The 23,875-nt window shown below is 73.9% G+C and carries 19 protein-coding genes; 10 read left to right on the top strand and 9 right to left on the bottom strand.

Going from position 1 to position 23,875, the window contains the following annotated elements; all coding sequences use genetic code 11:
• Positions 1–1,383: 1,383 nt before the first annotated feature.
• Positions 1,384–2,154 (bottom strand): glutamate racemase, encoded by a 771-nt coding sequence (locus ACIRD3_RS33455; RefSeq protein ID WP_402224070.1) that lies wholly within the window; start codon positions 2,152–2,154, stop codon positions 1,384–1,386.
• A 57-nt stretch (positions 2,155–2,211) separates the two neighbouring features.
• On the opposite strand from ACIRD3_RS33455, the gene ACIRD3_RS33450 reads away from it, so the two are divergent.
• Together ACIRD3_RS33450 and ACIRD3_RS33445 are read left to right on the top strand one after the other, a co-directional pair.
• Positions 2,212–3,360, top strand: coding sequence for a glycosyltransferase (locus ACIRD3_RS33450; RefSeq protein WP_402224068.1), 1,149 nt, complete (start codon positions 2,212–2,214; stop codon positions 3,358–3,360).
• A 97-nt stretch (positions 3,361–3,457) separates the two neighbouring features.
• Positions 3,458–4,204, top strand: coding sequence for an SAM-dependent methyltransferase (locus tag ACIRD3_RS33445; RefSeq protein WP_402224066.1), 747 nt, complete (start codon positions 3,458–3,460; stop codon positions 4,202–4,204).
• A gap of 73 nt (positions 4,205–4,277) precedes the next feature.
• On the opposite strand, the gene ACIRD3_RS33440 is transcribed toward ACIRD3_RS33445, so the two are convergent.
• From ACIRD3_RS33440 to ACIRD3_RS33430, 3 genes are all read right to left on the bottom strand, one after another.
• A complete protein-coding gene (locus tag ACIRD3_RS33440) occupies positions 4,278–5,153 on the bottom strand; it encodes an alpha/beta fold hydrolase (protein WP_402224064.1) in 876 nt (291 codons plus the stop codon).
• A gap of 108 nt (positions 5,154–5,261) precedes the next feature.
• Entirely contained in the window at positions 5,262–5,936 is a 675-nt protein-coding gene (locus tag ACIRD3_RS33435) for a thiol:disulfide interchange protein DsbA/DsbL (protein WP_402224063.1), read from the bottom strand.
• Between the two features lie 191 nt (positions 5,937–6,127).
• A complete protein-coding gene (locus tag ACIRD3_RS33430) occupies positions 6,128–7,423 on the bottom strand; it encodes a glycosyltransferase family 4 protein (protein WP_402224061.1) in 1,296 nt (431 codons plus the stop codon).
• 518 nt (positions 7,424–7,941) lie between these two features.
• Between ACIRD3_RS33430 and mscL the strand changes: the two genes are divergently transcribed.
• From mscL to ACIRD3_RS33410, 4 genes are all read left to right on the top strand, one after another.
• On the top strand, positions 7,942–8,388 hold the full coding sequence (gene mscL, locus ACIRD3_RS33425) for a large conductance mechanosensitive channel protein MscL (RefSeq protein ID WP_402224059.1): 447 nt from the start codon (positions 7,942–7,944) through the stop codon (positions 8,386–8,388).
• 456 nt (positions 8,389–8,844) lie between these two features.
• Positions 8,845–9,642, top strand: a complete 798-nt coding sequence (locus ACIRD3_RS33420; RefSeq protein ID WP_402224058.1) for a DUF6643 family protein — start codon at positions 8,845–8,847, stop codon at positions 9,640–9,642.
• Between the two features lie 255 nt (positions 9,643–9,897).
• The gene (locus tag ACIRD3_RS33415) at positions 9,898–10,773 is read left to right on the top strand and encodes an MOSC domain-containing protein (RefSeq protein ID WP_402224056.1); all 876 of its coding nucleotides are present in this window, start codon (positions 9,898–9,900) and stop codon (positions 10,771–10,773) included.
• Positions 10,774–11,172: 399 nt separating this feature from the next.
• Complete coding sequence (locus tag ACIRD3_RS33410) at positions 11,173–13,701, top strand: right-handed parallel beta-helix repeat-containing protein (RefSeq protein ID WP_402224054.1); 2,529 nt, start codon at positions 11,173–11,175, stop codon at positions 13,699–13,701.
• A gap of 164 nt (positions 13,702–13,865) precedes the next feature.
• Here the strand turns inward: ACIRD3_RS33410 and ACIRD3_RS33405 are convergent, their stop codons facing one another.
• Both ACIRD3_RS33405 and ACIRD3_RS33400 read right to left on the bottom strand, forming a co-directional pair.
• Positions 13,866–14,984: a PLP-dependent cysteine synthase family protein gene (locus ACIRD3_RS33405; RefSeq protein ID WP_402224052.1), complete on the bottom strand. Its 1,119-nt coding sequence runs from the start codon at positions 14,982–14,984 to the stop codon at positions 13,866–13,868.
• Positions 14,985–15,086: 102 nt separating this feature from the next.
• Complete coding sequence (locus tag ACIRD3_RS33400) at positions 15,087–16,370, bottom strand: ROK family protein (protein ID WP_402224050.1); 1,284 nt, start codon at positions 16,368–16,370, stop codon at positions 15,087–15,089.
• Positions 16,371–16,462: 92 nt separating this feature from the next.
• Here ACIRD3_RS33400 and ACIRD3_RS33395 point away from each other — a divergent pair, with 92 nt between their 5' ends.
• Both ACIRD3_RS33395 and ACIRD3_RS33390 read left to right on the top strand, forming a co-directional pair.
• Positions 16,463–17,638 (top strand): MFS transporter, encoded by a 1,176-nt coding sequence (locus ACIRD3_RS33395; protein WP_402224049.1) that lies wholly within the window; start codon positions 16,463–16,465, stop codon positions 17,636–17,638.
• A gap of 200 nt (positions 17,639–17,838) precedes the next feature.
• On the top strand, positions 17,839–18,423 hold the full coding sequence (locus ACIRD3_RS33390; RefSeq protein ID WP_402224047.1) for a HutD family protein: 585 nt from the start codon (positions 17,839–17,841) through the stop codon (positions 18,421–18,423).
• Positions 18,424–18,537: 114 nt separating this feature from the next.
• On the opposite strand, the gene ACIRD3_RS33385 is transcribed toward ACIRD3_RS33390, so the two are convergent.
• Complete coding sequence (locus tag ACIRD3_RS33385; protein ID WP_402224045.1) at positions 18,538–19,536, bottom strand: esterase/lipase family protein; 999 nt, start codon at positions 19,534–19,536, stop codon at positions 18,538–18,540.
• A 246-nt stretch (positions 19,537–19,782) separates the two neighbouring features.
• Here ACIRD3_RS33385 and ACIRD3_RS33380 point away from each other — a divergent pair, with 246 nt between their 5' ends.
• Positions 19,783–21,102 carry a PucR family transcriptional regulator gene (locus tag ACIRD3_RS33380; RefSeq protein WP_402224043.1) on the top strand — a complete coding sequence of 440 codons (1,320 nt, stop codon included), beginning with the start codon at positions 19,783–19,785 and terminating at the stop codon, positions 21,100–21,102.
• A gap of 26 nt (positions 21,103–21,128) precedes the next feature.
• Here the strand turns inward: ACIRD3_RS33380 and ACIRD3_RS33375 are convergent, their stop codons facing one another.
• Complete coding sequence (locus tag ACIRD3_RS33375; RefSeq protein WP_402224042.1) at positions 21,129–21,884, bottom strand: acyltransferase; 756 nt, start codon at positions 21,882–21,884, stop codon at positions 21,129–21,131.
• Positions 21,885–22,134: 250 nt separating this feature from the next.
• Between ACIRD3_RS33375 and ACIRD3_RS33370 the strand changes: the two genes are divergently transcribed.
• Positions 22,135–22,905: a maleylpyruvate isomerase family mycothiol-dependent enzyme gene (locus tag ACIRD3_RS33370; protein WP_402224040.1), complete on the top strand. Its 771-nt coding sequence runs from the start codon at positions 22,135–22,137 to the stop codon at positions 22,903–22,905.
• A gap of 69 nt (positions 22,906–22,974) precedes the next feature.
• Here ACIRD3_RS33370 and ACIRD3_RS33365 read toward each other — a convergent pair whose 3' ends face one another.
• Complete coding sequence (locus tag ACIRD3_RS33365; protein ID WP_402224038.1) at positions 22,975–23,748, bottom strand: enoyl-CoA hydratase family protein; 774 nt, start codon at positions 23,746–23,748, stop codon at positions 22,975–22,977.
• Positions 23,749–23,875: the final 127 nt, after the last annotated feature.

Genomic DNA, 23,875 nt, shown 5'->3' with positions numbered 1-23,875 from the left:
CACACACCCCGCACCGGCCCACCCGCCGGCACCCACAACTCCACACCCCACCGGCCCCCACGGCCCCCCGGCCCCCCCCCCCCCCCCCCCCCGCCCGGGGGGGGGCCCCCCCCCCCCCCCCCCCCCCCCACGCCGATTGCCCGGAAGACACCTGGAATGCCAGTGAGGCAAAGCCCACTTCTCGCACACCAGGAGAGATCCGCGCGAGCCGTCGGCAATGCGAAGAAGCCCGGACATCACCGGACACAGAACTCGACCGCGCACAATCAGCCCGACCTCCGCACAGGAAGTCGGGCCGGCCGACTTCTCACGTGGCGTTGTCTATGCAGGTAGATTCCTGGGCTTCGACCACCCCAACAACCCTGCCGTCCGACACGAAAAGTCGACCAGATCGACTTCCCGTGCGCGGCGAGTCGGCACGGCTGGGTCTACGCGAGTAGAAGCGGCCGGCGCAGACCCCGCTCCGCGCCGCCGAGCGCGGGAAGTCGGCTGGATCGACGCCTGCTGCACGATACGGCCAAGCTGCCGCACTCCCGTCGACCGTCGAGAGCCAGCGCACCACCAAGCGCCAGCAAGCCCCAGCGCAGGACGTCAGCCAGGCCGACTTCCTGCGCACCCCAGACAACGCACACTCGAATCTATGCGCGTAGAGCCAGCCTGCCAGGCAGCCCACACGTCGACGCCAGCAGAGAAAGTCGGCTGGATCGACTTCCGGCGCACGGCAAGCCGGCGCACCCGCGCCACCCACCGATGCGAGCCCACGGCTCTGAACCCTCCGGCCCGAGAGGTCGATCGAGCCGCCTTCCCGTGCACACCAGGCGCGGCGAATCTATGCGCGTAGAGCCGCACGTGGCAGCAGCACCGCTCCGCGCAGGAAGTCGACCTCGTCGACTTCCTGCGCGCGGCGAGCCGACGGCCGAGCCCAGGGGCCGCAACCGGCGCGAGACGTCGATCGGGCCGACTTCCTGCGCGCGCCGAGGGGCGGCCACATCTACGCGAGTAGAGCCCTGTCCGCTGGGCCGCCCGCCACCGCCAGGCACAGGAAGTCGGCCAAATCGACTTCCCGTGGGCGGCGAGCTTGGCGCACGGATTGGGTCTACGCGAGTAGATAGCTCGGCCTCCGCAGCGGCGCGCCGCGCTGGCCCGACATGGGAAGTCGGCCGAGTCGACTTTTGGGACCAGGGCAGCTTCGGCTCCGTGGCGGGGTCGCCCGGGCTGGATTTCGTGCGGGGAATCGAGCGAGGGGCCCCGGTCGGCTTTGCCCGGGAATTATTGATCAAGCCGGGAAATCCGCGAGGAAACCCGCTCCCGGGAATCGGGCTTCACCATGGTCGGCGCGGCGTTCTTCATCGCCGACGACGACTTCCGGAGGGCCCTGCCGGGCTAGGCGATAAGGGTGGCCAGCGCGTTTCCCTGCGGGTAGAGGGCGGCGGCCGGGGGGAGGGCGGCGGGGACGCCGGCGTGGAGGACGGTGAGGGTGCCGCCCCCCGTGCGGGTGGGGTCGCTGACGCGGCGCAGGGCCTGGGCGGCGACGGCGTCGGCGGAGCCGTGCAGGACGAGCGCCGGGGAGGCGGTCGGGGCGACCGCGGCACGGATGCGCTCCTCGACGAGTTCGTAGTGGGTGCAGCCGAGCACCAGCTCATCGGTGCCGGCGGGCGTACGGGCGGCGGCGTCGGCGATGGCCGCCGTGATGGCGTCGTCGTCCCCGTGTTCGACGGCGTCCGCGAGACCCGGGCAGGCGACCTCCGTGACGTCCGCCGTTCCGCCGAACTCGCGGATCAGCCCGCGCTGGTAGGCGCTGCCGGTGGTGGCGGGGGTGGCCCAGATGGCGACCCGCCCGCCCTGCGCGGCGGCGGGCTTGATGGCCGGGACGGTGCCGATCACCGGCAGCCCCGGCTCCAGCTCGGCGCGCAGGGCGGCGAGGGCGTGCACGGAGGCCGTGTTGCAGGCGATCACCAGCGCGTCGGGCTCGAGCGCGGCAGCGGCCAGGGCGCAGCCGCGGGCCAGCTCGATGATCTCCTCGGGCGTGTGCGGCCCCCAGGGCATCGAGGCCGGGTCGGAGGACAGCACCAGGTCCGCGTCCGGGCGCAGCTTCCGGAGGGCGGCGGCGGCGGCCAGCAGGCCGATTCCGGAGTCCATCAGTGCGATCTTCACGGGTCAAGACTTTAGTCGATCCGCCCGGTCGGCCCCGTTCTGCGGCAGACTGCCGGGGTGACCGTCCTGCTGTGGATCGCCGCGTCCTCCCTGCTGGTCTGGCTCTGGCTGGCGTGTTGCCACGGCCTGTTCTGGCGCACCGACGTGCGGCTGCCGCCGCGTCGTCCGCCGGTCCGCTGGCCGCAGGCGGCGATCGTGGTGCCGGCCCGGGACGAGGCGTCGGTGCTACCGGTGAGCCTGCCGACGCTGTTGGCGCAGAAGTACCCGGGGCGGGCGCGGGTCATCCTGGTGGACGACCACAGCTCGGACGGCACCGGTGCGCTGGCGGCGGAGCTGCGGACGCTCGACGGGCTGGAGCTGACCGTCACCACCCCTCCCCCGCTGCCGTCCGGCTGGACGGGGAAGCTGTGGGCGCTGCGGCACGGGGTGGAGCTGGCCGGTCCGGACGTCGAGTACCTGTTGCTGACGGACGCGGACATCGCACACGGCCCGGACTCGCTCGCCGAGCTGGTGGCCGCGGCCGAGACCAACGGCCTGGACCTGGTGTCGCAGATGGCCCGGCTGCGGGTGGAGACCGGCTGGGAGCGTCTGATCGTGCCGGCCTTCGTGTACTTCTTCGCCCAGCTGTACCCGTTCCGCCGGAGCAACCGTCCGGGTGCCCGGACGGCGGCCGCCGCGGGGGGCTGCTCGCTGGTGCGGCGCGAGGCCTTGGAGCGGGCGGGCGGGGTGGCGGCGATCCGGGGCGCGGTGATCGACGACGTGTCCTTGGCCCGCGCGGTGAAGTCCACCGGCGGCCGGACCTGGCTGGGCCTGGCCGGGGAGGTGGACAGCGTCCGCCCGTACCCGCGGCTGGAGCAGCTGTGGCGCATGGTGTCGCGCAGCGCGTACGCCCAGCTCAGGCACTCGCCGCCGCTGTTGCTGGGGACGGTCGTGGGGCTGGCGCTGGTGTACCTGGTACCGCCGGTGGCGACGGTGGCGGGGCTGGTCGCGGGGGCGCCGGCGGTGGCGGCGGTCGGCGGGGCGGCGTGGGCGCTGATGGCGGGCACGTACCTGCCGATGGTCCGGTACTACGGCCGGCCGGCTCCGGCCGTGCTGCTGCTGCCGTTCACGGCGGGGATGTACCTGCTGATGACGGTCGACTCGGCGGTGCAGCACTGGCGCGGGCGGGGCGCGGCGTGGAAGGGCCGGACCTACTCGCGGGCGTGACCTCCGGCCCGCCGACGGCCGGCACCGGCTTCTCTCTCCCCCCGCGGACCGGGGCGATTCCCGGGCGCCGCGCACCGATCGGCTCCATACTGCTCGGATGGACCGTCAGCAGATCTCCCGCCTCGCCCACGCCCACCACCCGATCGCGGCGCCGCTGGCGGACGAGTCGGTGGCCCGTCTGCTGGACCGCGCGACGGCCGGGAGGGAGGACGGCCGGGCGCTGGACCTCGGCTGCGGCGAGGGTGCCTGGGTGATCCGGGCACTGGCCGCACGACCGGGCTGGCAGGCGGTGGGGGTGGACCTGGACGCCGGAGCGCTGGCCCGCGCCCGGGAGACCGCGACCGCCCTCGGCGTCGAGCGCCGGATCGGCCTGCACCACCGGGACGCACGGGAGTTCACCGCGAAGGAGCCCTTCGACCTGGTGCTGTGCGTCGGTTCCACCCATGCCTTCGGCGGGCTGCTGCCGACGCTCGCGGCGGCCCGCGAACTCCTGGCTCCGGGCGGCCGGTTGCTGGTCGGCGACGGGTTCTGGCAGCGCGAGCCGTCCCCGGCCGCGCTGGACGGCCTGGGCGCGACGCGGGAGGAGTTCGCGGATCTGGCGACCACCACCGACCGGGTCCTCGCGGACGGCTGGACGCCGGTGTGCGGCTACGTCAGCACCGAACAGGAATGGGACGACTACGAGTTCGCCTGGACGGGCTCGCTGGCCGAGTGGGCACTGGACCACCCCGACCACCCGGACGCGGCCGCCGCCCGGGAGGCCGCGGACCGGCACCGCGCGGAGTGGCTGCACGGCTACCGGGGGACGCTCGGCTTCGTCACCTACCTGCTGCGCCGCGGCTGAACGGACCCCGGCCGGCCCGCGGACGGCCCTCGACCGGGAGAGGAGACGAGGACGAAATCGCGCGGGAGTCCGGCTACTTCTGCGTGCGCGCGAGGAAGTCGTCGATCAGCGGGGCGATTTCGGGCAGCTTCTCCTCCAGCGCGAAGTGCCCGGTGTCGAACACGTGCAGTTCGGCCTCCGGCAGGTCGCGCAGGTAGGCGCGGGCGCCGGCCTCGGTGAAGAAGGGGTCGTTGCGTCCCCAGACGATCAACGTGGGCGGCTGGGCGGCGCGCAGCCAGGCCTGCCAGGCGGGGTAGAGCTCGAGGTTGGAGAAGTAGTCCAGGGCCAGTTCGACCTGGATGTCCTTGCGGCCGGGCAGGTCGAGGGCGTGCTGGTCGAGGGTCCAGCCGTCGGGGGCGACCAGGCTCGGGTCGCCGGTGCCGCCCTCGTACTGGCCGCGGGTGATCTCCGGGGTGAGGATCGCGCGGGCGGCCTGCGCGGCACCGGGGACACCACGCCGGTTGGCGATGAACTCCACTGCCTGGTAGGAGAGTCCCTCCTCGTAGGCGTTGCCGTTCTGGACCACCAGGCCGGTGATCCACTCCGGGCGGCGGGTGGCCAGGCGCAGCCCGACCGGGGCACCGAAGTCGAAGACGTACAGCGCGAAGCGGTCCAGCCGGAGGGCGAGGCAGAAGCCCTCGACCACGTCGGCGAGGGTGTCGAAGCGGTACGTGAAGGCGTCGGGCGCGGGGCTGTCGCTGTGGCCGAAGCCGGGGTAGTCGGGGGCTATCAGGCGGTAGCGGGTGCCGAGCGCGTCGAGCAGCCGGGCGTACTGGTGCGAGGCGGAGGGGAAGCCGTGCAGCAGCAGGAGGACGGGGGCTTCGGCCGGCCCGGTCTCGCGGTAGAAGATGCGCAGCCCGTCGACGTCGACGTGGCGGTGGTGGACGTGCGGGATCGTCAGCTCGCTCATGCTAACCATTAAACAGCATCTGACTGGTTAGGCAAGGGTGCGGCGAGAGCACACCGACCCGAGCACACGGGCGAGCTGACCCGTCGTCACCGTCAATCCCGAGCGGTATCAGCCCTTCTTCGACTGCTCCTGCTGCACCAGGTGGTCCAGCACCTCCGGCATCGCCTCGACGCCGCCGGCCTTCGACGGCGAAGTCCGGTACTCGCCCTGGACGATGACCGTCGGCAGCTCGTTGACGCCGTAGCGGATGAACGCGGCGGCGGCGTCCTCGACCGACTTCTGCACCTCGGCGGAACGGTAGGCCTGGCGGAAGAGTTGGCCGTCGACGCCCTGGCGGACGGCCCAATCGGTGGACGAGGCCTCGGTGGTGAGGTCGACACCCTCGTTGTGGACGGCGCGGAAGGCGCTGATCTGCAGCCTCTCGACCAGTCCGAGGCGCTCCAGCGTGTAGTACGTGCGGGCGTGGCCGCGCTGCACCGTCTCCTCCGGGCTGCCCGGCCAGATCGCCGGGACGCGCCGCAGCGAGACGTCCTCGCGGTGCTTCTCCGCCCAGGCCTGCAGCGGCTTCTCGAACGACTGGGAGTGGCCACAGGAGTACCAGAAGAACTCGACCGCCTCCGTCCGGGCGCTCTCGCGCACCGGTTGCGGCTGGTCGAGCTTGACGAACTGGCTTCCCTCGGCGGCGGGTTGGTGGGTCGCCGCGCCGGCCTGGAGAGGGGACACGACGATCCCGGCGGCGACGGCGAGCAGGACGGTGGACCGCAGCAGCGACTTCGAGTTCACATCGGGCAGTGTGCTGGCGGTTCCTTGTTACCGGCGAGTCGGTGGGCGGCGTCGTGCCGGGATTCGTCCTAACGGCGCAGCTTGGGCCACGGCGGGTTGACCTGCGGTCAATACGGTGGTGCCTGTGATCGATTCGACGGTGCCTGCGGTCGACTCGGCGGTGCCTGCGGTCGACTCGGCGGTGCCGGCGATCAGCACGCCGACTCCGGCGGCCGGCCGGCCGGCGCCGCGCCCGCCCTCCACACCTCGAACACCAGCCGTTGCCAGGCGTCCACCACCGCGCCCAGTTCGAAGTGCTCCAGCGCGTGGGCCCGGGCCGCCGCGCCGAGACCCGCGCGGTTCACCGCCAGCACCTTGCCCAGCGCCTCGGCGAGGGCGAGCGGGTCCCCCGGGGCGACCAGCGCGCCGGTGGCACCGTCCCGGACCACCTCGCGCACCCAGCCGACGTCGGTCGCGACGGCGGGCACGCCGGCCAGCGCCGCCTCGATCAGCGCGCCGGGCACGCCCTCGCTGTCGCTGGTCAGCAGCAGCGCGTCGGCGGCGCGGTAGAGCGGCGCCGGATCGGGCAGGGGGCCGAGGAAGTGGGCGCGGGCGGCGGCCGGGTGGCGGGCCAATGTCTCGCGCAGCGGCCCGTCCCCGGCGACGGCGAGGCGGACGTCCGGCAGGCGGTCGAGCACGTCGAGGGCGAGGTCCAGCCGCTTCTCGGGCGCTATCGCGCCGATCCACGCGACCAGCAGGACATCGGCCGGCAGGCCCAGCGCGTGCCGCGCGGCACGCCGGTCGTCCCGGCCGTCGGCGGGCGGATAGCTCTCGGCCGCACGGGAGTTGGGGATCACGTGCACCTTCCCCTCGGGCAGCGCGAACTGCTCCTCCAGCACGGCGCGCGCCTCGTCGGTGAGCGTGGTGACGGCGGCGGCCCTGTGCATCAACGCGCTGCCGCGCGCACGGCGCAGCCGGTTGGCGGTCCAGTAGCACGGGTGGCCCACGGAGACGTAGACGAAGGGGGTGCGGGTGCCGGCCAGCGCGAGGGCGCAGGCGGCCAGGGTGTCGGAGCCGTGCGCCAGCACCACGTCGGCGGCGCGCGCGGTGGCGCGCAGCGCCCGCAGGGTGGTCGGGCGCAGGCGGCCGGGGCCGAGGACGGCGGCGGTGCGCAGACCGGCGATGTCGATGTGCGGGGCGGAGGCGCCGGTGGGCGGGCTCGCCGCGACGGACCGGCCTGCGGCCGCGGGCGGGCCTGCTGCGGACGTGCCTGCGGCGGCGAGTGGGCCTCTGGCGGCGGGGCAGCCACCCGGGTCGGTCTCCCCGGCTCCGGTCCGGTCGGCGGGGTGCGGGGCGAGCGCGCACAGCGCGGAGGACTGGCCCCGGCGGCCCAGCTCCCGGTGGAGGTCACGGGCGAAGTTCTGGGCGCCGCCGCGGCGTGCATCACTGATCAGGTGCAGCACACGCGGACGGGTTCCGGCCGGATCGGCCGACATATGGTCGGACATGGACCGACCTTGGCACAGTGCTCCGCCCGGGACAGCCCCTTCGCGCAACCTGGTGGTGGTCCATCCGCCCGCGCGCGTACACCCGATGTGCGCCAGAGAGCCGCCGTCGTGCGCCGGTTGCGACCGCCGTGCGCCGCGTCTCGCCCCGCGCCGCGCCCCGGTTCGCGCTGGTCGCGCCGGGGGCGGGGGTGCGGGGGGTGCGGGGGGGTGCGGGGTGTGGTGGGCACGACGGATGCGCAAGGGTGCGAGGGGTGCGGCGGGTGCGCGGGGCACCGCGGCCCGTCCGGCGTCAAATCGTAGGTCACTCCGCCGAGTTGTCCGACCGGGTCGGCCGCCGATAGGCCGGTACGCGGAGCGCCCGCGCGGAGCCCGGCCCGGTACCGCGGGGCCCGGCCGTGGTTACGCGAATCGGGTGAACGCGGTTGGACCTCGACCCGGACCGATCGGCAGGATGTCCGGCCGGGGCACCCCCGTGCTGCCCCATCTCCCCCTCCCCCGTACGGATTTGGAGTCGCCCGGTGTTCAAGGGATTCCGCAGCTTCCTGCTGCGCGGCAACGTGGTGGACCTCGCGGTCGGCATCGTGATCGGCGCGGCCTTCACCGCCGTGGTCACCGGGTTCGTCAGCGCCTTCCTGACCCCCCTGGTCGGCGTCGCGTCCGGCGCGGTCGGCGACTTCACCCAGAAGACCTTCGAGGTGGGCGGAACCAGCTTCCCGTACGGCCTCTTCGTCAACGCGCTGATCGGCTTCGTGCTCACCGCCGCCGTCATCTACTTCGCCGTGGTGGTACCGGTCGGCAAGCTGCAGACGCGCTTCGAATCGGCCAAGCCCGCGCCGGTCGCGAAGGTGGACTGCCCGGAGTGCCTGAGCTCGATCCCGGCCGCCGCGACCCGCTGCTCGTTCTGCACGTCGGAGGTCGGCAAGCCGGGGCTGCCCGCCCAGGCGCAGGCGCTGCAGTCGCGCTGACCCCGCGCGGGCGCGGCGTCGGCTTCGGTCTCCACCCCTGCCTCTGCCTCTGCCTCTGTCCCGGTCCCTGCTCCGCTCTCGGCCTTTGCCGCGTTCTCGGCCCTGTCTCCGAGCAGCTGATCAGTGCGCTGACGGGAGCTTTATTCCCGAAACATTCACGAGCCCCCGCCGCAGCCTCGGCGGGGGCTCGAATGCGCCAGCGCACGCCCCGTCCGCAAAAGTTTCTCCGCAGGGCCCCCGCCCGGCCACCGCCCGGCCACCGCAAGGCCGTCCCGGTCCCCAGTGCGGCCGCTGTTCGATCACTGACGGGGCGCCAAGGTTGTCCGGAACTGGACGCTGATTTGTCCGTTCTTCCTACTTTCGAAACCTTTGCGCGAGCGAAGACTGTGTAAACACTCGAACTGCTCCCCCTCCCGCTCTCCTCAGCAGGCGCATTGTGGGCTTACCGTATGCCCCATGACCTCGCCCCGCTCCTACGACGGAGTCGGCTACCCCCCTCCGTCCTTCTCCTCCGGCACGCCGATTTACGACAGCCTCGTGGCTGAGCGCGGCGTCCCGCAGATCGCACCCATCAACGTGCCGGCCGCCCTGCCGCCGGCGCTGTCGTCCGGGTACGGATCAGGCCTCGGCCAGTCCTACGACAACCGGTACGGCAACGGGTACGAAAGTGCCGGCAGCAACCTCCCCGCGCTGCCGCCCGCCCGCCTCGCCCTGGGCCCCGGCCCGAGCAGCGGTCCCTCCGCCGGTCCCGCCACGGCGTACATCCCGGCGCAGCCCGCGCCGGCGTACGCCTCCACCCAGCCGCCGGTCCCCGGCTACGGCGCCCCCCAGCCGTACCAGCGACCGCAGGCCGCCGCCCCGGCCTTCACCCAGACCGCCAGCGGTGGCTACCAGCCGACCGGCGGCCAGAGCTTCGGCGGCCAGAACACCTTCATCGGCGGCCAGGCCGGCCAGCAGCCCTTCGGCGCCCAGCCGGCCGGCGGCCCCGGCGGCTTCGGCCAGGGTCAGCCCGGCGGTCCGCAGGGCTTCGGCGGCCCGCAGTCCTTCGGCGGTCCGGCCGCGGGCGGCCCCGGCTTCCAGGGCCAGGGCGGCGACCAGTCCTTCGGCGGCGCCCAGCTGCGCCCGGCCATGTCGCCGGTCGCGCCGGTCCGCCCGATGCAGCCGCAGCGGCCCGGCCCCTACGGCGAGCCCAACCACGGTTCCTTCGCCACCAACGGACAGGGCGGCTACCAGCCGCAGGGTCAGGGCTACTGAACCGCTGACGCCCCGAGGCCGTCCCCCCACGCGGCCAGCACCCGCACCACCTGAGCACCACCCGGCGACCCCTGAACGCCGGGCGAACGGAGAAACGGGTCATCCACGGACCGCCCGGAACGCCCCCACGGCGTCCCGGGCGGTCCGTGCGCATTCAGGGAGTCGTCCCCGGCGGGCGTCGGAGGCCTTCCGGGTCCGTCGGCCGTCGTCCAGGGGGCCATCGCGCGACGGAATGCCAGCTGGCAGGATGGGGGAATGCAGCTCACCGGACTCCACGTCTACCCCGTCAAGTCCATGTACCGTCTGAGCCCGGACAGCGCCGTCGTCCAGCCCTGGGGCCTGGCCGGAGACCGCCGCTGGATGCTCGCCGATCCGACCGGACGGTTCGTCAGCCAGCGGGAGAACGCCGCCATCGGACAGATCCGGCCCGAACTCCGGCCCGACGGCGCGCTCGCACTGACCGCCCCCGACGGCTCCCGGATCGAGGTACCGGCCCCCGCCGTCACGGCCGGCGACCCGATCGCCGAGGTCGAGGTCTGGGGCACCCGCTTCCACGCCGCCGAGGCCGCCAAGGAGGCGCACCTGTGGATCGCCGAACACCTCGGCGACTACCGGCTGATCCACCTCGACGACCCGCGCGCCCGGCCCGTCGACCCCGAGTACGGCGAGCCCGGCGACACCGTGTCGATGGCCGACGGCTTCCCCCTGCTGCTCACCACCACCGCCTCGCTGGACCGGCTCAACGAGCTGATCGCCGCCGACCACCCCGAGGAGCACACGCCCCTGCCGATGGAGCGCTTCCGCCCCAACGTGGTGGTCACCGGCTCCGAGCCCTGGGCCGAGGACGGCTGGCGCCGGATCCGGATCGGCGGACTCACCTTCAAGGTCGTCAAGCCCTGCGGGCGTTGCGTCGTCACCACCACCGACCAGGAGTCCGGCGAGCGGCGCGGCAAGGAACCGCTGCGCACCCTGGCCCGGCACCACCGACTGCTGCGCAAGGCCGCCTTCGGACAGAACCTGATCCCCGAGCAGCCGGCCGGCGTCGAGGGCGACGTGCTCGGCACGCTGCGCCTGGGCGACGACGTCGAGGTGCTGGAGGACGGGGCGCACTGGCCGGTCGACGAGCGCTGATCGCCGGGCGCGCACGGGGCCCGTCCCCCGGCGCGCGGGCGCTGCCGTGCGGGGCTGCCGGTACGGGGCTCCGCACGGCCTGCTGTGCGGGGCTGCTGTGCGGGGCTGCCGTACGGGCTGCCGTGCGGCGCTGCTGTGCGAGGCCGCTGCTGAAGTGCCGCACCGCCGTGCGGAATCGGCCGCCGTACCGAACCCGCCCTGGCACGGAACTCCCGCTGTGTGCGCTCGTTGAAACAACTGGTCGGAACCTGTGGCGGCGGCGGGCTCTACCGGTGTCCGCGGGACGACGGGCGGCCGAACCACCCATATGAGCGCGCTACGGTGGGCGGACGGCCCGCGCACCCCGCGCGTTCGGTCCGTGGAACGCCGGCTCGACGAAGGTGGGGACGACAGACCGTCATGGCTGAGCACAGGGTCCGGGTCACCCAGGACAGCGCATCCCGCTGGCGTCGCCGCGCGGGCGACTACGACACGCTCGCGGAGGCCCTGGCGGCCGCCGAACCGGGCGACACCGTGACCCTCCGGCCGGGCACCTTCCGGGAGAACGTGCTGCTGGACAAGCCGGTGACGATCGTCGCCGCCCACGGGCCGGGCACCGTGCGGATCGAGCCCGCCTCCGGGGTGGCGGTGACCGTCACCGCCGCCGCGACCGTCCGCGACCTGGTCGTCGAGGGCGGCGACAGCTCCTCCCCGGCCGTCCTGGTCACCGGCGCGCAGGCCACGCCCGCGTTCAGCGGCTGCCGGATCGAGACCCGTTCGGCCACCGGGATCGAGATCACCGACGGCGCCCGGCCGACCCTGCGCAGCTGCGTCGTCGCCAACCCGGGCGGGCTCGGCCTGCGCCTGCGTGGCGAGGGCACCGCCGCGGCCTTCGAGGACTGCGAGGTCGCCGCCGCCGGCCAGGCCGGGCTCGCCGTCCTCGGCGGTGCCACCGCCGCCCTCGACCGCTGCCGCGTCCACCACGCCTCCGGCGCCGGCGTCCTGCTCTCCGACCCGGGCAGCGCGGCCGAGCTGACCGGCTGTGAGATCTACGAGATCCGCGGCAGCGGTGTGCAGGCCGAGGCGCAGGCGGGGGGTCGGCTGGTCGACTGCGAGATCCACCGGGTCACCGGCAACGGCCTGACCCTGGACGGCGAGGCCGAACTGGCCCTGACCGGCTGCCGGGTGCACGACCTGCCGGAGAACGGTGCCGACCTGCGCGGACGCTCCCGGCTCAGCCTCGTCAACAGCACCGTCCGGGACTTCGGGCGCGGCGCACTCTCGGTCTGGGACCAGGGCACCGAGGCCATCGCCGAGTCAAGCCAGATCCACGGCTCCACCGGCGAGTACCCGGCGCTGTGGGTCAGTGACGGTGCCCGACTCACCCTCACCGACTGCTCGCTGCACGACCTTCCGGACGCCCTGTTCGTCCTCGACCGGGACTCCGCCGCCACCGCGGAGGGCTGCTCGTTCAGCCGGATCCGCAGCTCGGCCGTCTCGGTCAGCGGCGGGGCCACCGTCTCCCTAGCCGCCTGCCGGGTGCAGGAGGCCGGTACCGGGCTCTGGTTCCGCGACCACGGCAGCGGCGGACTGCTCACCGATTGCGAGATCTCCGACGTGGCGACCGGGGTGATCGTCACCAAGGGCGCCGACCCGGTGCTGCGCGACTGCACCGTACGGGCCAGCACGGACGCCGGGGTGTACGTCTCGGCCCAGGGGCGCGGCACCTTCGAGGACTGCCGGGTCTCGCACGGCAAGGGCTTCGGCTTCCACATCATCGACGGCTGCCGCACGCAGCTCACCCGGTGCCGGGCGGAGCAGAACGAGCGGGCGGGGTTCGAGTTCTCCGAGCCGGGTCCGGTCACCGAGGGGTGCACCTCGGACGACGTCGGGGCGGCGGGGACCGGGCTCGGGTCCGGTCCGGCACCGGGGCGGGGGTCAGGGTCGGGGTCCGCCGGGCTCGGGGCGCCGGGGCTCGGGGCCGCAGGGCTCGGGCCGGCGTTCGGTGGAGCGGACGTACCCTCTCCCAGGACGGCCCAACTGGCGGCCGCCGCCCAGGCGTTGGCGTCGGCGACGGCCGCCTCGGCGGCGATCGCCCCGATCCCGGACTGCCGACCGGCCGACGAGGCGCTCGCCGAACTGGACGCGCTGGTCGGGCTCGCCACGGTGAAGCAGGAAGTGCGGACCCTGATCGACCTGATCTCGGTCGGCCGACGACGCCGCCAGGCCGGGCTCAAGGCCCCCTCGCTGCGTCGCCACCTGGTCTTCACCGGCGCCCCCGGCACCGGGAAGACCACCGTCGCCCGGCTCTACGGCGAGATCCTCGCCTCGCTCGGGGTGCTCCAGCGCGGGCACCTGGTCGAGGTCGCCCGCGTCGACCTGGTCGGCGAGCACATCGGCTCCACCGCGATCCGCACCGCCGCCGCCTTCGACCGGGCGCGCGGCGGCGTGCTCTTCATCGACGAGGCGTACGCGCTCGCCCCCGAGGACGGCGCGCGGGACTTCGGACGCGAGGCCATCGACACCCTGGTCAAGCTGATGGAGGACCACCGGGACGAGGTGGTCGTCATCGTGGCGGGCTACACCGCCGAGATGGAACGCTTCCTCTCCGCCAACCCCGGCGTCTCGTCCCGTTTCTCACGCACCATCGGTTTTCCCGACTACACCGCCGACGAGCTGCTCGAGATCGCCCGGGCGCAGTGCGCGGAGCACGAGTACGCGCTCTCCGAGGAGACGGAGAAGGCGCTGCTGGAGCACTTCGGCCGGCTGGAGCGCGGCCCCAACTTCGGCAACGGGCGCACCGCTCGGCAGATCTTCGAGACCATGGTCGAGCGGCACGCCGTACGGGTCGCCCACCTCGCCGACCCGTCCACCGAGGAACTCCAGCTCCTCGTCCCCGCCGACCTGCCGGCGGCACCGCTGCCGCAGGGGCTGCCGGCGGGCGGATGACGGGGGACGGATGGCAGGGGACGGGTGACAGGTAACAGATGACAGATGACAGATGACAGATGATGAAATCTGTTCGCTGACATCTGTCAGCTGAAATCTGTCACTTGTTACCTGTCACCCGTCCCCCGCGATCCGCCAGGCCCGCCCCGGCCCCGGCCGCGGCGTCAGCCCACCCAGGGGCCACCGGCGAGGAAGGACTCCAACGCGGCGCGGTACGGCGCGATGTCGATCCGCTCGCCGGCCAGCCATTCGTCCGAGTAGTACTTGTCCAGGTAACGGTCCCCCGGGTCGCAGATCAGCCCGACCACGCTGCCGGTCCGCCCGGCCTCGCGCATCTCGGCGACGATCCGCAGCGCGCTCCACAGCCCCGTCCCGGTGGAGGCCCCCGCCTTCTTTCCGAGGACCTGTTCCAGCACCCGCACGGTGGCGATCGACGCGGCGTCCGGCACCTTCATCATCCGGTCGATCGCCCCCGGCACGAAGCTCGGCTCCATCCGGGGCCGGCCGATGCCCTCGATCCGCGAACCGCTCTCACAGACGGCGTCCTGGTCGTGGCGCACCCAGCCGTCGAAGAAGCAGGAGTTCTCCGGGTCCGCGACGCAGATCCGGGTGTCGTACTGCATGTAGTGCACGAAGCGGGCGATGGTCGCCGAGGTGCCGCCGGTACCGGCGGTGGCGACGATCCAGGCCGGTTCCGGGTGCGGCTCCAGGCGAAGCTGGGCGAAGACCGACTCGGCGATGTTGTTGTTGCCGCGCCAGTCGGTGGCCCGCTCGGCGTAGGTGAACTGGTCCATGTAGTGCCCGCCGGTCTCCTCGGCGAGGCGGGCGGACGCCTCGTACACCTCGTCCGAACGCTCGACCAGGTGGCATTCGCCGCCGTGGAACTGGATCAGGTCGATCTTGGCCTGGCTGGTGCTCTTGGCCATGACGGCGATGAACGGCACGCCGATGAGCTGGGCGAAGTACGCCTCGGAGACGGCCGTGGAGCCGCTGGAGGCCTCGATCACCGGCTTGCCGGGGCGGATCCAGCCGTTGCAGAGGCCGTAGAGGAAGAGCGAGCGGGCCAGCCGGTGCTTGAGCGAGCCGGTCGGGTGGGTGGACTCGTCCTTGAGGTAGAGGTCGATGCCCCACTCGGCCGGCAGCGGGAAGCGCAGCAGGTGGGTGTCGGCGGAGCGGTTGGCGTCGGCCTGGACCTTGCGCACCGCCTCCTTGAGCCAGGCGCGGTAGTCCTGGTCGGAGCGGTCGACGTCGACGGTCGGCTCGATGCCGCGCTCGGTTCTCATGATCGCTTCTCTCTCGTAGTAGCCCCCCACTGCTCACTACGAGTGTATGAGAGTCACGATAAGTGACATTTTTCGACGACCCAGCTTCCGCTTATCCCACGCCTAGACGAACTGGACGGGCACCGACTGCGGGTCCGCCAAGTACGGTCCCCAGCCGAGCTCGGCCGCACCGGCGAGCGCACCGTGCGCCAGCTCCGCGCCGACGATCGGCACTCGTCCGCTGCGTCCCCACAGGCTGCGTTCGGCGACCACCGTGCGCAGCCTCTCGGGCGCGGCCTCCAGCAGGTCGAGGTGCAGACCGCTGAGGACCACCCGGTCGGGGTTGAGGATGTTGGCGACGCCCGCCAGTCCGAGCCCGAGCCGGTCGATGACGTGCTCGACCGCCGCGCGCGCCCGGTCGTCCGTGGCGGCGGCCCGGCAGAGCTCGCGCGCCTGGTCGAGCAGCGGGCGCCCCGGCTCCGGGCTGAGCCCGGCCGCGGCGAACAGCGCGTCCGGGTCGGTCTCGGAGTTGAGGCAGCCGCGGTTGCCGCACATGCAGGGACGGCCCTGCGGGTCGACGGTGAGGTGGCCGACCTCCAGGGCCAGACCGGCGCTGCCGGTGTGCAGGTGACCGTCGATCACCAGCGCGCCACCGACGCCGCGGTGGCCGGAGGTGACGAAGAGCAGGTGGCGGGCGCCGCGCCCGGCGCCGTGCCGGTACTCGGCGAGCGCGGCGAGGTTGGCGTCGTTGGCGATCGCGGTGGGCAGCGGGCGCAGCGCGTTCGGGCCGTGGTCGGCACGGCCGACCTCGACGTCGTACAGGTCGGCGACCGGGGTGCCGCTCGGCCAGGCGAAGTGCAGCGCGGCGAGCGCGGCGCCGTCCGGCTCGGTGACCGGGTTGGGCAGCGCGAGCGCGGCGCCCAGACAGCGGCGGTCGGTCGCACGGGCGAGTTCGGCTCCCGCTTCGGCGACGGCCCGCAGCAGCCTGACCGGGTCGGTGGCGGCGGGCAGCGGCAGGTGGACGGGCCGGTCCAGCAGTCCGCCGAGGCCGGCCAGGGTGACGCTGAGCCCGTCGGCGTGGATCTGCCCGGCGACCACGACCGGGCCCTGCGGGTCGATCGCGAGCCGGTGCGAGGGGCGCCCGCGGCCTCCGCCGGCCGGACGCGAATCGACGGTGATCAGGCCGAGCGCTTCGAGTTCGGCGGTGACCGCGCCGGCGGTGGCCCGGGTGACGTCCAGCGCGCGGGTGAGCGCCGAGCGGGTCGGCGCCTGGCCGATGTGGATCAGCGAGAGGGCGGGGCCGAGCAGCGTCCGACCGCGGTCGGGGGCCGCACGGCGGTGACCGTCGCGCTGCGCCTCGGGGTCGTTCCCGGTGCCGGGCCTCGGGCTTGATGGTGAGAGCTGCACGCCCCTATTGTGACTTTGTGCCGCTTCGAAACAAAATCCGCGCCCATCCCCGACCGGACCGCCCCTCCCCCCAGTCTCGCAGCACACCCCCGGTGGCCGACAGCCCCTGGGGCCCCGCACGCATCGCGCTCACCGCGTTCTTCGCCGTCGACGGCTTCCTCTTCGCCGCCTGGGTCGTCCGGATCCCGGACGTCCGCAGCCAGGTCAACGCCTCGCACAGCGCCCTGGGGCTCGCCCTGCTGTGCCTGTCGATCGGCGCCGTCCTCACCATGCCGACGGTCGGCCGGCTCTGCCTGCGGTACGGCTCGCGCCCGGTGACCGTCGGCTCGCTCGCCCTGCTCAGCCTCGCCGTCCTGCTGCCGGCGCACACCCGCTCGGTGGCTACGCTCGGCGGCGCGCTGCTGCTCTTCGGCGCCGGGTACGGCGGGGCCAACGTCGCGATGAACAGCGCCGCCGTCGACCTGGTGGCGCAGCTGCGGCGGCCCGTCATGCCCAGCTTCCACGCCGGGTACAGCTTCGGCGGGCTGGTCGGCACGGGCGTCAGCGGACTGCTCGCCGGGCCGCTGAGCACCGCGTGGGCGCTCGCGCTCAGCGGAGTGCTGGGCCTGGCCGTCACCGTCGGCGCGGGCGCGGTGCTGATGCGCAGCCCGACGGCGCCGGCGGTCGTCCCCGAACGGGCGGCCGACACCCCCGGGGCCACCGGCGGCGGGGACGCGGGTCGACCGGCGCCCCGGCTGCTGGTGCCGCTGCTCGGCGTCACCGCGCTGTGCACCGCGTACGGCGAGGGTGCGATCGCCGACTGGACCACGCTCCACCTCACCGACGACGTCCACGCGAGCTCCGTGGTGGCGGCGACCGGGTACGGCGCGTACGCGTTCGCGATGGCGAGCGGGCGGGTCGGCGGCACCTGGCTGTCCATCAGGCTCGGGCAGACCCGGCTGATGCTGCTCGGCGGACTGACGGCCGCGGGCGGGATGCTCGTCGCCGCGCTGGCGCCGGTGGCGCCGGTGGCGATCTGCGGGTTCGTCCTGGTCGGCCTCGGCCTGGCCAACCTCTTCCCGCTCGCCATCGCCCGGGCCGGGGAGGCGGGCGGCCCGCAGGGCGTCGCGCTCGCCTCGTCCCTGGGGTACGGCGGGATGCTGATCGGCCCGGTGGTGATCGGCTTCCTCGCCGACGCCGCCGGACTGCCGCTGGCCCTCACCACGGTCGCGGTCGCGGCGACTGCGGCGGCGCTGCTACCGCTGTCGGTCGGACGGCGGTTCCGGTGACGGGCGGCGGGTGATCGGAGGGCGGGCGGGTGACAGCTGACAGATTTCAACATCTGTCAGCTGTCATCTGTTATCTGTTCGCTGTCATCTGTCGTCCGTCGCCTGTCCGCTGTCGTCTGCCATCTGTTCCTCGCGACCCGCCCCCGCTCCCTCCGCCCCCTCGCTGACGACCGGCGCGAGCAGTGGCAGGATGCGGGGCCATGACGACCAGCGAACGCTTCCAAGTACTGCGGGCGAGCGAGCGCCCCGCAACGGCGTGGCTCAACGGGGGCGGGGTGACCAGGGAGGTCGCCGGTTTCCCGGCCGGAGCCGGGTTGGACCGGTTCGACTGGCGGGTCAGTCTGGCCGACGTGGCCACGGCCGGGCCGTTCTCCCCGTTCCCCGGCATCGACCGGGTGATCACCGTGGTCGAGGGCGCCGGGATGGCGCTCACCGTCGACGGTGTCGAGCGGCTGGTCGACACGCCTTACCGGCCGTTCCCCTTCTCCGGCGACGCCACCACGGACTGTCGCCTGCTGGCCGGCCCGGTGGTGGACTTCAACGTGATGACGCGCCGCGGACGGGTCGAGGCCACCGTGGACCTGGCCACCGCGCACACCGCGGTCGAGGCCCAGGCCCGCAGCACCGTCCTCGTCGTCTGCCTCGAGGGCTCGGCCGTCGTCGGCGGTGCGGCCTCCGTCGAACTCGCCCGCTACGACGCCGTCCTGTTCGACGACGCACCGGGCACCTACGAAGTGCGTCCGGACGGCGTCACCGCAGTGATCACCTTCCGTACGGCCGGCTGACCGGCCCACCACCACACCGCCCCACCACCACACCACTCCACCCCACGCCGCCTCACCGACGCAGAACGGTGCTCCCACCCCCGATCCCCGGAGGCGGGAGCACCGTTCGCCGGTTCAGCCGCAGAACACCGGCGTGGCGTGCGCCGGATCCAGGGCGTTGGTCACCAGGTGCAGCGCGGTCGGCGAGAACGCGATCGCCACGTGCTCCGTCAGCGAGATCGGGCAGTGGTCCTGCAGCACCACGTTGTCCACGCCCGGGCCGCTCAGGAACTGCGTGCGCCACGGGGTGACCACCTCGTCGTACACGGTGGAGATCACCGTGTACCGCACGCCAGGCACGGTGTCCGGACGGGAGGCCATCGTCTTGTTGAAGTCGGAGCCGACCGCCTGGTCGCGGCAGGCCTGGCAGACGGTGTAGATCAGGTCGGCGACCCCCGGGAAGTACGGTGCGAGGTTGACGATCCCGTCGAGCGTCGTGCCGTGGTTGGAGGGGGCCAACCCGACCAGCTTGTCGACCTTGGACGCACCGCCGAGGAACTTCAGGTAGTAGTTGGGCAGCATGCCGCCCTGCGAGTGGCCGACGATGTCGACCTTGGCCGCGCCGGTGGCGTTCCGCACCAGGTCCACGAAGCGGGCGAGTTGGGCCGCCGAGTCGGGCACCGCTCCGAGGCCGCCGATCGGCAGCAGCAGGCCGCTGCCGCTCGAGGTGATGCCGGGGATCATCCCGTAGTCGAGGGCGAAGACGCAGTACCCGAGTCCCTTGAGCAGCGGCGAGAGCGCCAGCCAGTTCTCGTAGCGGTTGGCGAAGGTGCCGTGCACCAGGACCACCGGGTTGGGGTGTGCGGCGGTCGGCCGGCAGGTCCAGTCGTTGGCGCCGGGCGGTGAGGCCACCGTGTCGCCGTCCGGGGGCAGTTCGGCGCCGGCTACGACACCGGGCGCAGCAGCGGAAGCGACACCGACACCGACACCGGCCGGAACCGGGACCGGAACCGCGGCCGGGACGGGGGCCGGGGACAGGACAGGGGCCGCACTCGCCGGCGCCGCCGTCGCGCCCGCCAGCAGCGCACCGGCCAGGAGTGCCGCGCCGAAGGTGCCGCCGAGCCTACGGCGCAAGGGACTTGCGGAGAAGCGGAGAAGTGGGGTTCTCAACTGTTGCCTCCACAGCGGAAGTTTGTTACCAACAGGTAACCCGAGTGGCTCAATCATGCGGTCGCCCCTCCGGCCCGGCCCTTGGGTGTTCCCCAGACCTGGACGGTGTTCTCTGTGACCGGTCACAACGGACCCCCCTGCACGCCCCGCCACGCCCCCGAACGCACATCCCCGAACGCGTCCGCCCAGGCACCGGGTTGGCGCGTCCCGGTGATCGGCGGCCGCCCGGCCGACCAGCGACTCCTCAGCGGCGTAAGGGAGTTGGCCGAGACCGTGGTGGCCGCCCTGCTGGACCGGGTGCCGGTCTACCGCCGCCTGCCCCGCGAACAGCTCACCGGCGAACTCACCCGGGACACCGAGCGCCGGTTCCGCGCCCTCGCCCACACCGTCCGCACCGGGCTCCCCGCCCCCTCCGAGGAGTTCACCGCCGTCCGGGAAGCGGCCGCTCGACGGGCCGAGGAAGGCCTGCCGCTGGACGCCGTCCTGCTCGCCCACCACCTCGGTGCGGAGGTCTGCTGGGAGTTCGTCACCCGGCACGCCCGGGACGGGGATGCCGCCGAACTGCTCGTCCTCAACCGGCTGTTGCTGGACCAGCTCGGCCAGGTCACCACCGCCGCCGGCGCGGGCTACCTGGACGGCCGCAGGCCGGCCGCCGACCTGCGGTCCGCGAGCCGGAAGTCCCTGCTCACCGCACTGCTCGCGGGCACCCCCGCCGACGAGGCCGCCGCCCGGGCCGGACTCCTACTGCCCGCCCGCTACGCCGTGCTCTGCCTGTCCGTCGCCGACCACCCCGACGAGCACTCCCCAGGCGTCGACCCCGCCATCGCCGCGCGCCGCAAGCTCCGCCGGCTCGGCGCCGAACTCGACCACCGCACACGGCAGTCGGCGCTCACCGCGCTCACCCCTTCGGGCGGGCTGGTGCTCGTTCCGTTCGTCCCGTCGGCGGATTCGTCGAGATCACCGGCGCCGAGCCCGCCGGTGGTGCCGCGCGCATCGGCGGAGGCAGCCGGCTCACTCGACACACCCGACCACGCCACCCCCGAAGCGCCCTGGCCCCACCTCGCCGCGACCCTCGCCGCAGCGGCCCGGGCCGCCGGTGCGCCCGTCCTCGCCGGAGCGGCCGAGGCCGCGCCCGCCGAGGTGCCCGAAGCAGCCGCCCTCGCGTACGAAGTCCTGGACGTCGCGCGGGCGTTCGGGCGCCCGCCCGGGCTGCACCGGCTGGACGACGTGCTGCTGGAGTACCAGCTCACCCGGCCGAGCCGGGCCCGCGCGCGGCTCGCCGCCCTGATCGAACCCCTCGCGGACGCCGGGGCCGGGGAGTTGCTCACCACCCTGCGCACCCACCTGGCCGGCGGCCTCAACCGACGGCACACCGCGAGCACGCTGCACCTGCACCCGAACACCGTCGACTACCGCCTGCGCCGGATCGCCGCGCTGACCGGCCTGGACCCGGCCCGCCCGGCCGACGTCCTGCGGATCACCGCCGCGCTCGCCGCCCGCGCCGCCGAACAGACCTCGCCCGTACGGTAGTCACCCCCGCAACCGACGAACGAACGTCAGTCCTGCTCCCCCGGCAGCCGCAGGTCCCACCCGACCAGGGCCCGCAGCTGCTCCGCCGTCACACCCTCCGGCACCGGCTGCGGTGCGTCGTGGCGCAGCGGCGGCTGCCAGCCGTCCTCCTCGGTCCAGCGCCGCACCACCTTGGCCGGGGCTCCGGCGATCACGCTGTGGTCGGGCACCTCGCCGCGCACCACCGCGCCAGCCGCGACCACCACGTTGCGGCCGATCCGTGCCCCCGGCAGGATCACCGCGCCGGTGCCGATCCAGCTGCCCGCGCCGATCTCCACCGGTTCGTTGCGCGGCCACTGCTTGCCGATCGGCAGGTCGGTGGCCCGGTACTCGTGCGCCTGGTCGGAGATGTAGACGCCGGGCCCGGTCCACACGTCGTCGCCGAGCACGATCGACTGGTGGCCGACGATGTGGCTGTCCCGGCCGATCACGCAGCCGCCGCCGATCCGCACGATCGGCTCGGGCCCGAGGTCGAGGCCGGGCAGGAAGCCCGCGCTGATGGTGACCCGCTCACCGATGATCGAGAACGGCCCGATGGTGATCCACTGCTCGTTGAACACCGCCCCGAGCGGAAAGGCCAGGGTCGTACCGTCTCCCAGCTCGCCGAACCGGTACGGGCCCGGGCTCCGGTTGGTGACCGCGCCGTTCCGCTGCACCCAGCGCCAGCCCCGGTGGACGAGGCGTCCGGCGGCACGGCGGCCACCTGCCCGGACGGCGGAGACGAGGGAACGGGTTATCGGCATGCGCTCACGTTACCGGCCCGTAGCTCCGGCCCGGCCGCCGGGCGGCCAACATCACACCCGCCCCATCGCCCCCATCGTCCCCGGACACATCGCCCGTCCTGGTTCACAGCCCACGCCCTCGGCGCGACGCCGTCGGGACGAGCACCGGGCGGGCTCACGAGCCACCCGCCGAACCGGTCACCGTCCGACCTCTCGAAGGAGTGTCCGAAATCCGCGACCGGCGGGCGCCCGCGGTGGAAGACTCCGCCCCATGGAGACCACCGAGCACATCGACGCGCTGCGCCGCGAGGGCGTCCGGCTCGCCGAGGCCGCCGCCCGTACCGAGCTGTCCGCCCCCGTACCGACCTGCCCGGACTGGCAACTGGCCGACCTGCTGCGACACATCGGCTACGTCCACCGATGGGCCACCGCCTTCCCGTCCCGCGGTCTGCGGGCGCCGCTGGACGACGCCGGTGCGGACGCCGTCGTCGGGCTGGTGCCCTCGGACGCCGGGCTGCTCGACTGGTTCCGCGAGGGCCACGCCGCCCTGGTGGACGCGCTCAGCGAGGCCCCGGCCGACATCGAGTGCTGGAGCTTCCTGCCCGCGCCGAGCCCGCTGGCGTTCTGGGCCCGGCGTCAGGCGCACGAGACGGCCGTCCACCGGCACGACGCCGACGCGGCCGCCGGGAAGCCCGGGCCCGCCGTGGACACCGTGCTCGCCCTGGACGGCATCGACGAACTGCTGCGCGGCTTCATGACCCGGAGCCGGGCCACCGTGCGCAGCGACCGACCGCGCACCGTGCAGGTCCGGGCCACCGACGGCCCCGGCTCCTGGCGCATGACGATCACCCGGGAGCCGATGACCGTCAGCACCGACGACAGCCCCGAACCGGCCGACCTGACCCTCGCCGGCCCGGCCCGCGACCTCTACCTGCTGCTCTGGAACCGGCTGCCCGCCGAGCAGGCCCGGGCCGTCGAGACGACCGGCGACCGGGACCTGCTGGCCCTGTGGCGCGGCGAGGCGACGATCCGCTGGTCGTGACGACCCGGGAGCCAAGGGGGTGTGACGCCCCGGGCACCATCCGCCGTCACCCCCGAGGAGTTCCGGGGGTCAGCGCACCCAGCGCGCGGGCCGCTTCTCCAGGAACGCCCGCATGCCCTCCTGCGCCTCCTCCGAGCCGAACAGCCGCGCCGACAGCTGAACGAGCTCGTCGGCGTCACGCTCGAAGGAGCGCACCACGTCCGTGTTGGCCAGCCGCTTCGACTCCGCCAGCCCCTGCGGGGAGCCCTGGCGCAGCGCGTCCAGCAGTCCCTTCAGCACCACACCGGTGTCCTCGGCGGACTCGGTGGCGCTGGTGATCAGGCCGATCCGGGCGGCCTCGGCGGCGTCGAAGACCTCACCGGTGAGGTAGTAGCGGGAGGCGGCGCGCGGCTCCAGCTTGGGGCGCAGCGGCAGGGAGATGACGGCGGGCGCCAGGCCGAGCCGGACCTCGGTGAAGGCGAAGGTCGAGGCCGGTCCGGCGACCGCGAGGTCGGCGGCGCCGACCAGCCCGAGGCCACCCGCCCGCACGTGCCCGTCGATGACGGCGATCACCGGCTTGGTGCAGTCCACGATCGCCCGCTGCAGCTCGACCAGGCCGCGCGGCCCGACCGTCGGGTCCGCGCCGGTCGCCTCGGAGAGATCCGCGCCCGCGCAGAACACCTTGCCGGTGTGCCCGAGCACCACGGCGCGGACCTCCGGGTCGGCCGCGGCCGCCGCGAGTCCGGCGCGCAGCTCGGCCATCAGGCGGGTGGAGAGCGCGTTGCGGTTGTGCGGCGAGTCGAGGGTGAGCGTGGTGAGGGCGTCTGCGGTGCTGACGCGGACGAGGGGCGCTGCGCTGGTCATCGGCGGGGCCTGCCTTCCGGCTGAGGGTGGGTCGGACTGCGGGGCGGGGGGGGGGGGGGGGCGGCCCCCCCCCCCCCCCCCAGGGCCCCCCCCCCCCCCCCCCGCCCCCGCCACCCCCCCCCCCCCC

The organism is Kitasatospora sp. NPDC093550 (assembly GCF_044764985.1).
Lineage (GTDB): Bacteria > Actinomycetota > Actinomycetes > Streptomycetales > Streptomycetaceae > Kitasatospora.
This window is presented reverse-complemented; position numbering and strand designations above follow the sequence as displayed.

Excerpts from the sequence above, each read along its gene's own strand:
- ACIRD3_RS33445 (WP_402224066.1), top strand. The coding sequence starts at position 3,458 with ATGGACCGTCAGCAGATCTCCCGCCTCGCCCACGCCCACCACCCGATC.
- ACIRD3_RS33440 (WP_402224064.1), bottom strand. The coding sequence starts at position 5,153 with ATGAGCGAGCTGACGATCCCGCACGTCCACCACCGCCACGTCGACGTC.
- ACIRD3_RS33430 (WP_402224061.1), bottom strand. The coding sequence starts at position 7,423 with ATGTCCGACCATATGTCGGCCGATCCGGCCGGAACCCGTCCGCGTGTG.
- ACIRD3_RS33420 (WP_402224058.1), top strand. The coding sequence starts at position 8,845 with ATGACCTCGCCCCGCTCCTACGACGGAGTCGGCTACCCCCCTCCGTCC.
- ACIRD3_RS33415 (WP_402224056.1), top strand. The coding sequence starts at position 9,898 with ATGCAGCTCACCGGACTCCACGTCTACCCCGTCAAGTCCATGTACCGT.
- ACIRD3_RS33410 (WP_402224054.1), top strand. The coding sequence starts at position 11,173 with ATGGCTGAGCACAGGGTCCGGGTCACCCAGGACAGCGCATCCCGCTGG.
- ACIRD3_RS33405 (WP_402224052.1), bottom strand. The coding sequence starts at position 14,984 with ATGAGAACCGAGCGCGGCATCGAGCCGACCGTCGACGTCGACCGCTCC.
- ACIRD3_RS33390 (WP_402224047.1), top strand. The coding sequence starts at position 17,839 with ATGACGACCAGCGAACGCTTCCAAGTACTGCGGGCGAGCGAGCGCCCC.
- ACIRD3_RS33375 (WP_402224042.1), bottom strand. The coding sequence starts at position 21,884 with ATGCCGATAACCCGTTCCCTCGTCTCCGCCGTCCGGGCAGGTGGCCGC.
- ACIRD3_RS33370 (WP_402224040.1), top strand. The coding sequence starts at position 22,135 with ATGGAGACCACCGAGCACATCGACGCGCTGCGCCGCGAGGGCGTCCGG.
- ACIRD3_RS33365 (WP_402224038.1), bottom strand. The coding sequence starts at position 23,748 with ATGACCAGCGCAGCGCCCCTCGTCCGCGTCAGCACCGCAGACGCCCTC.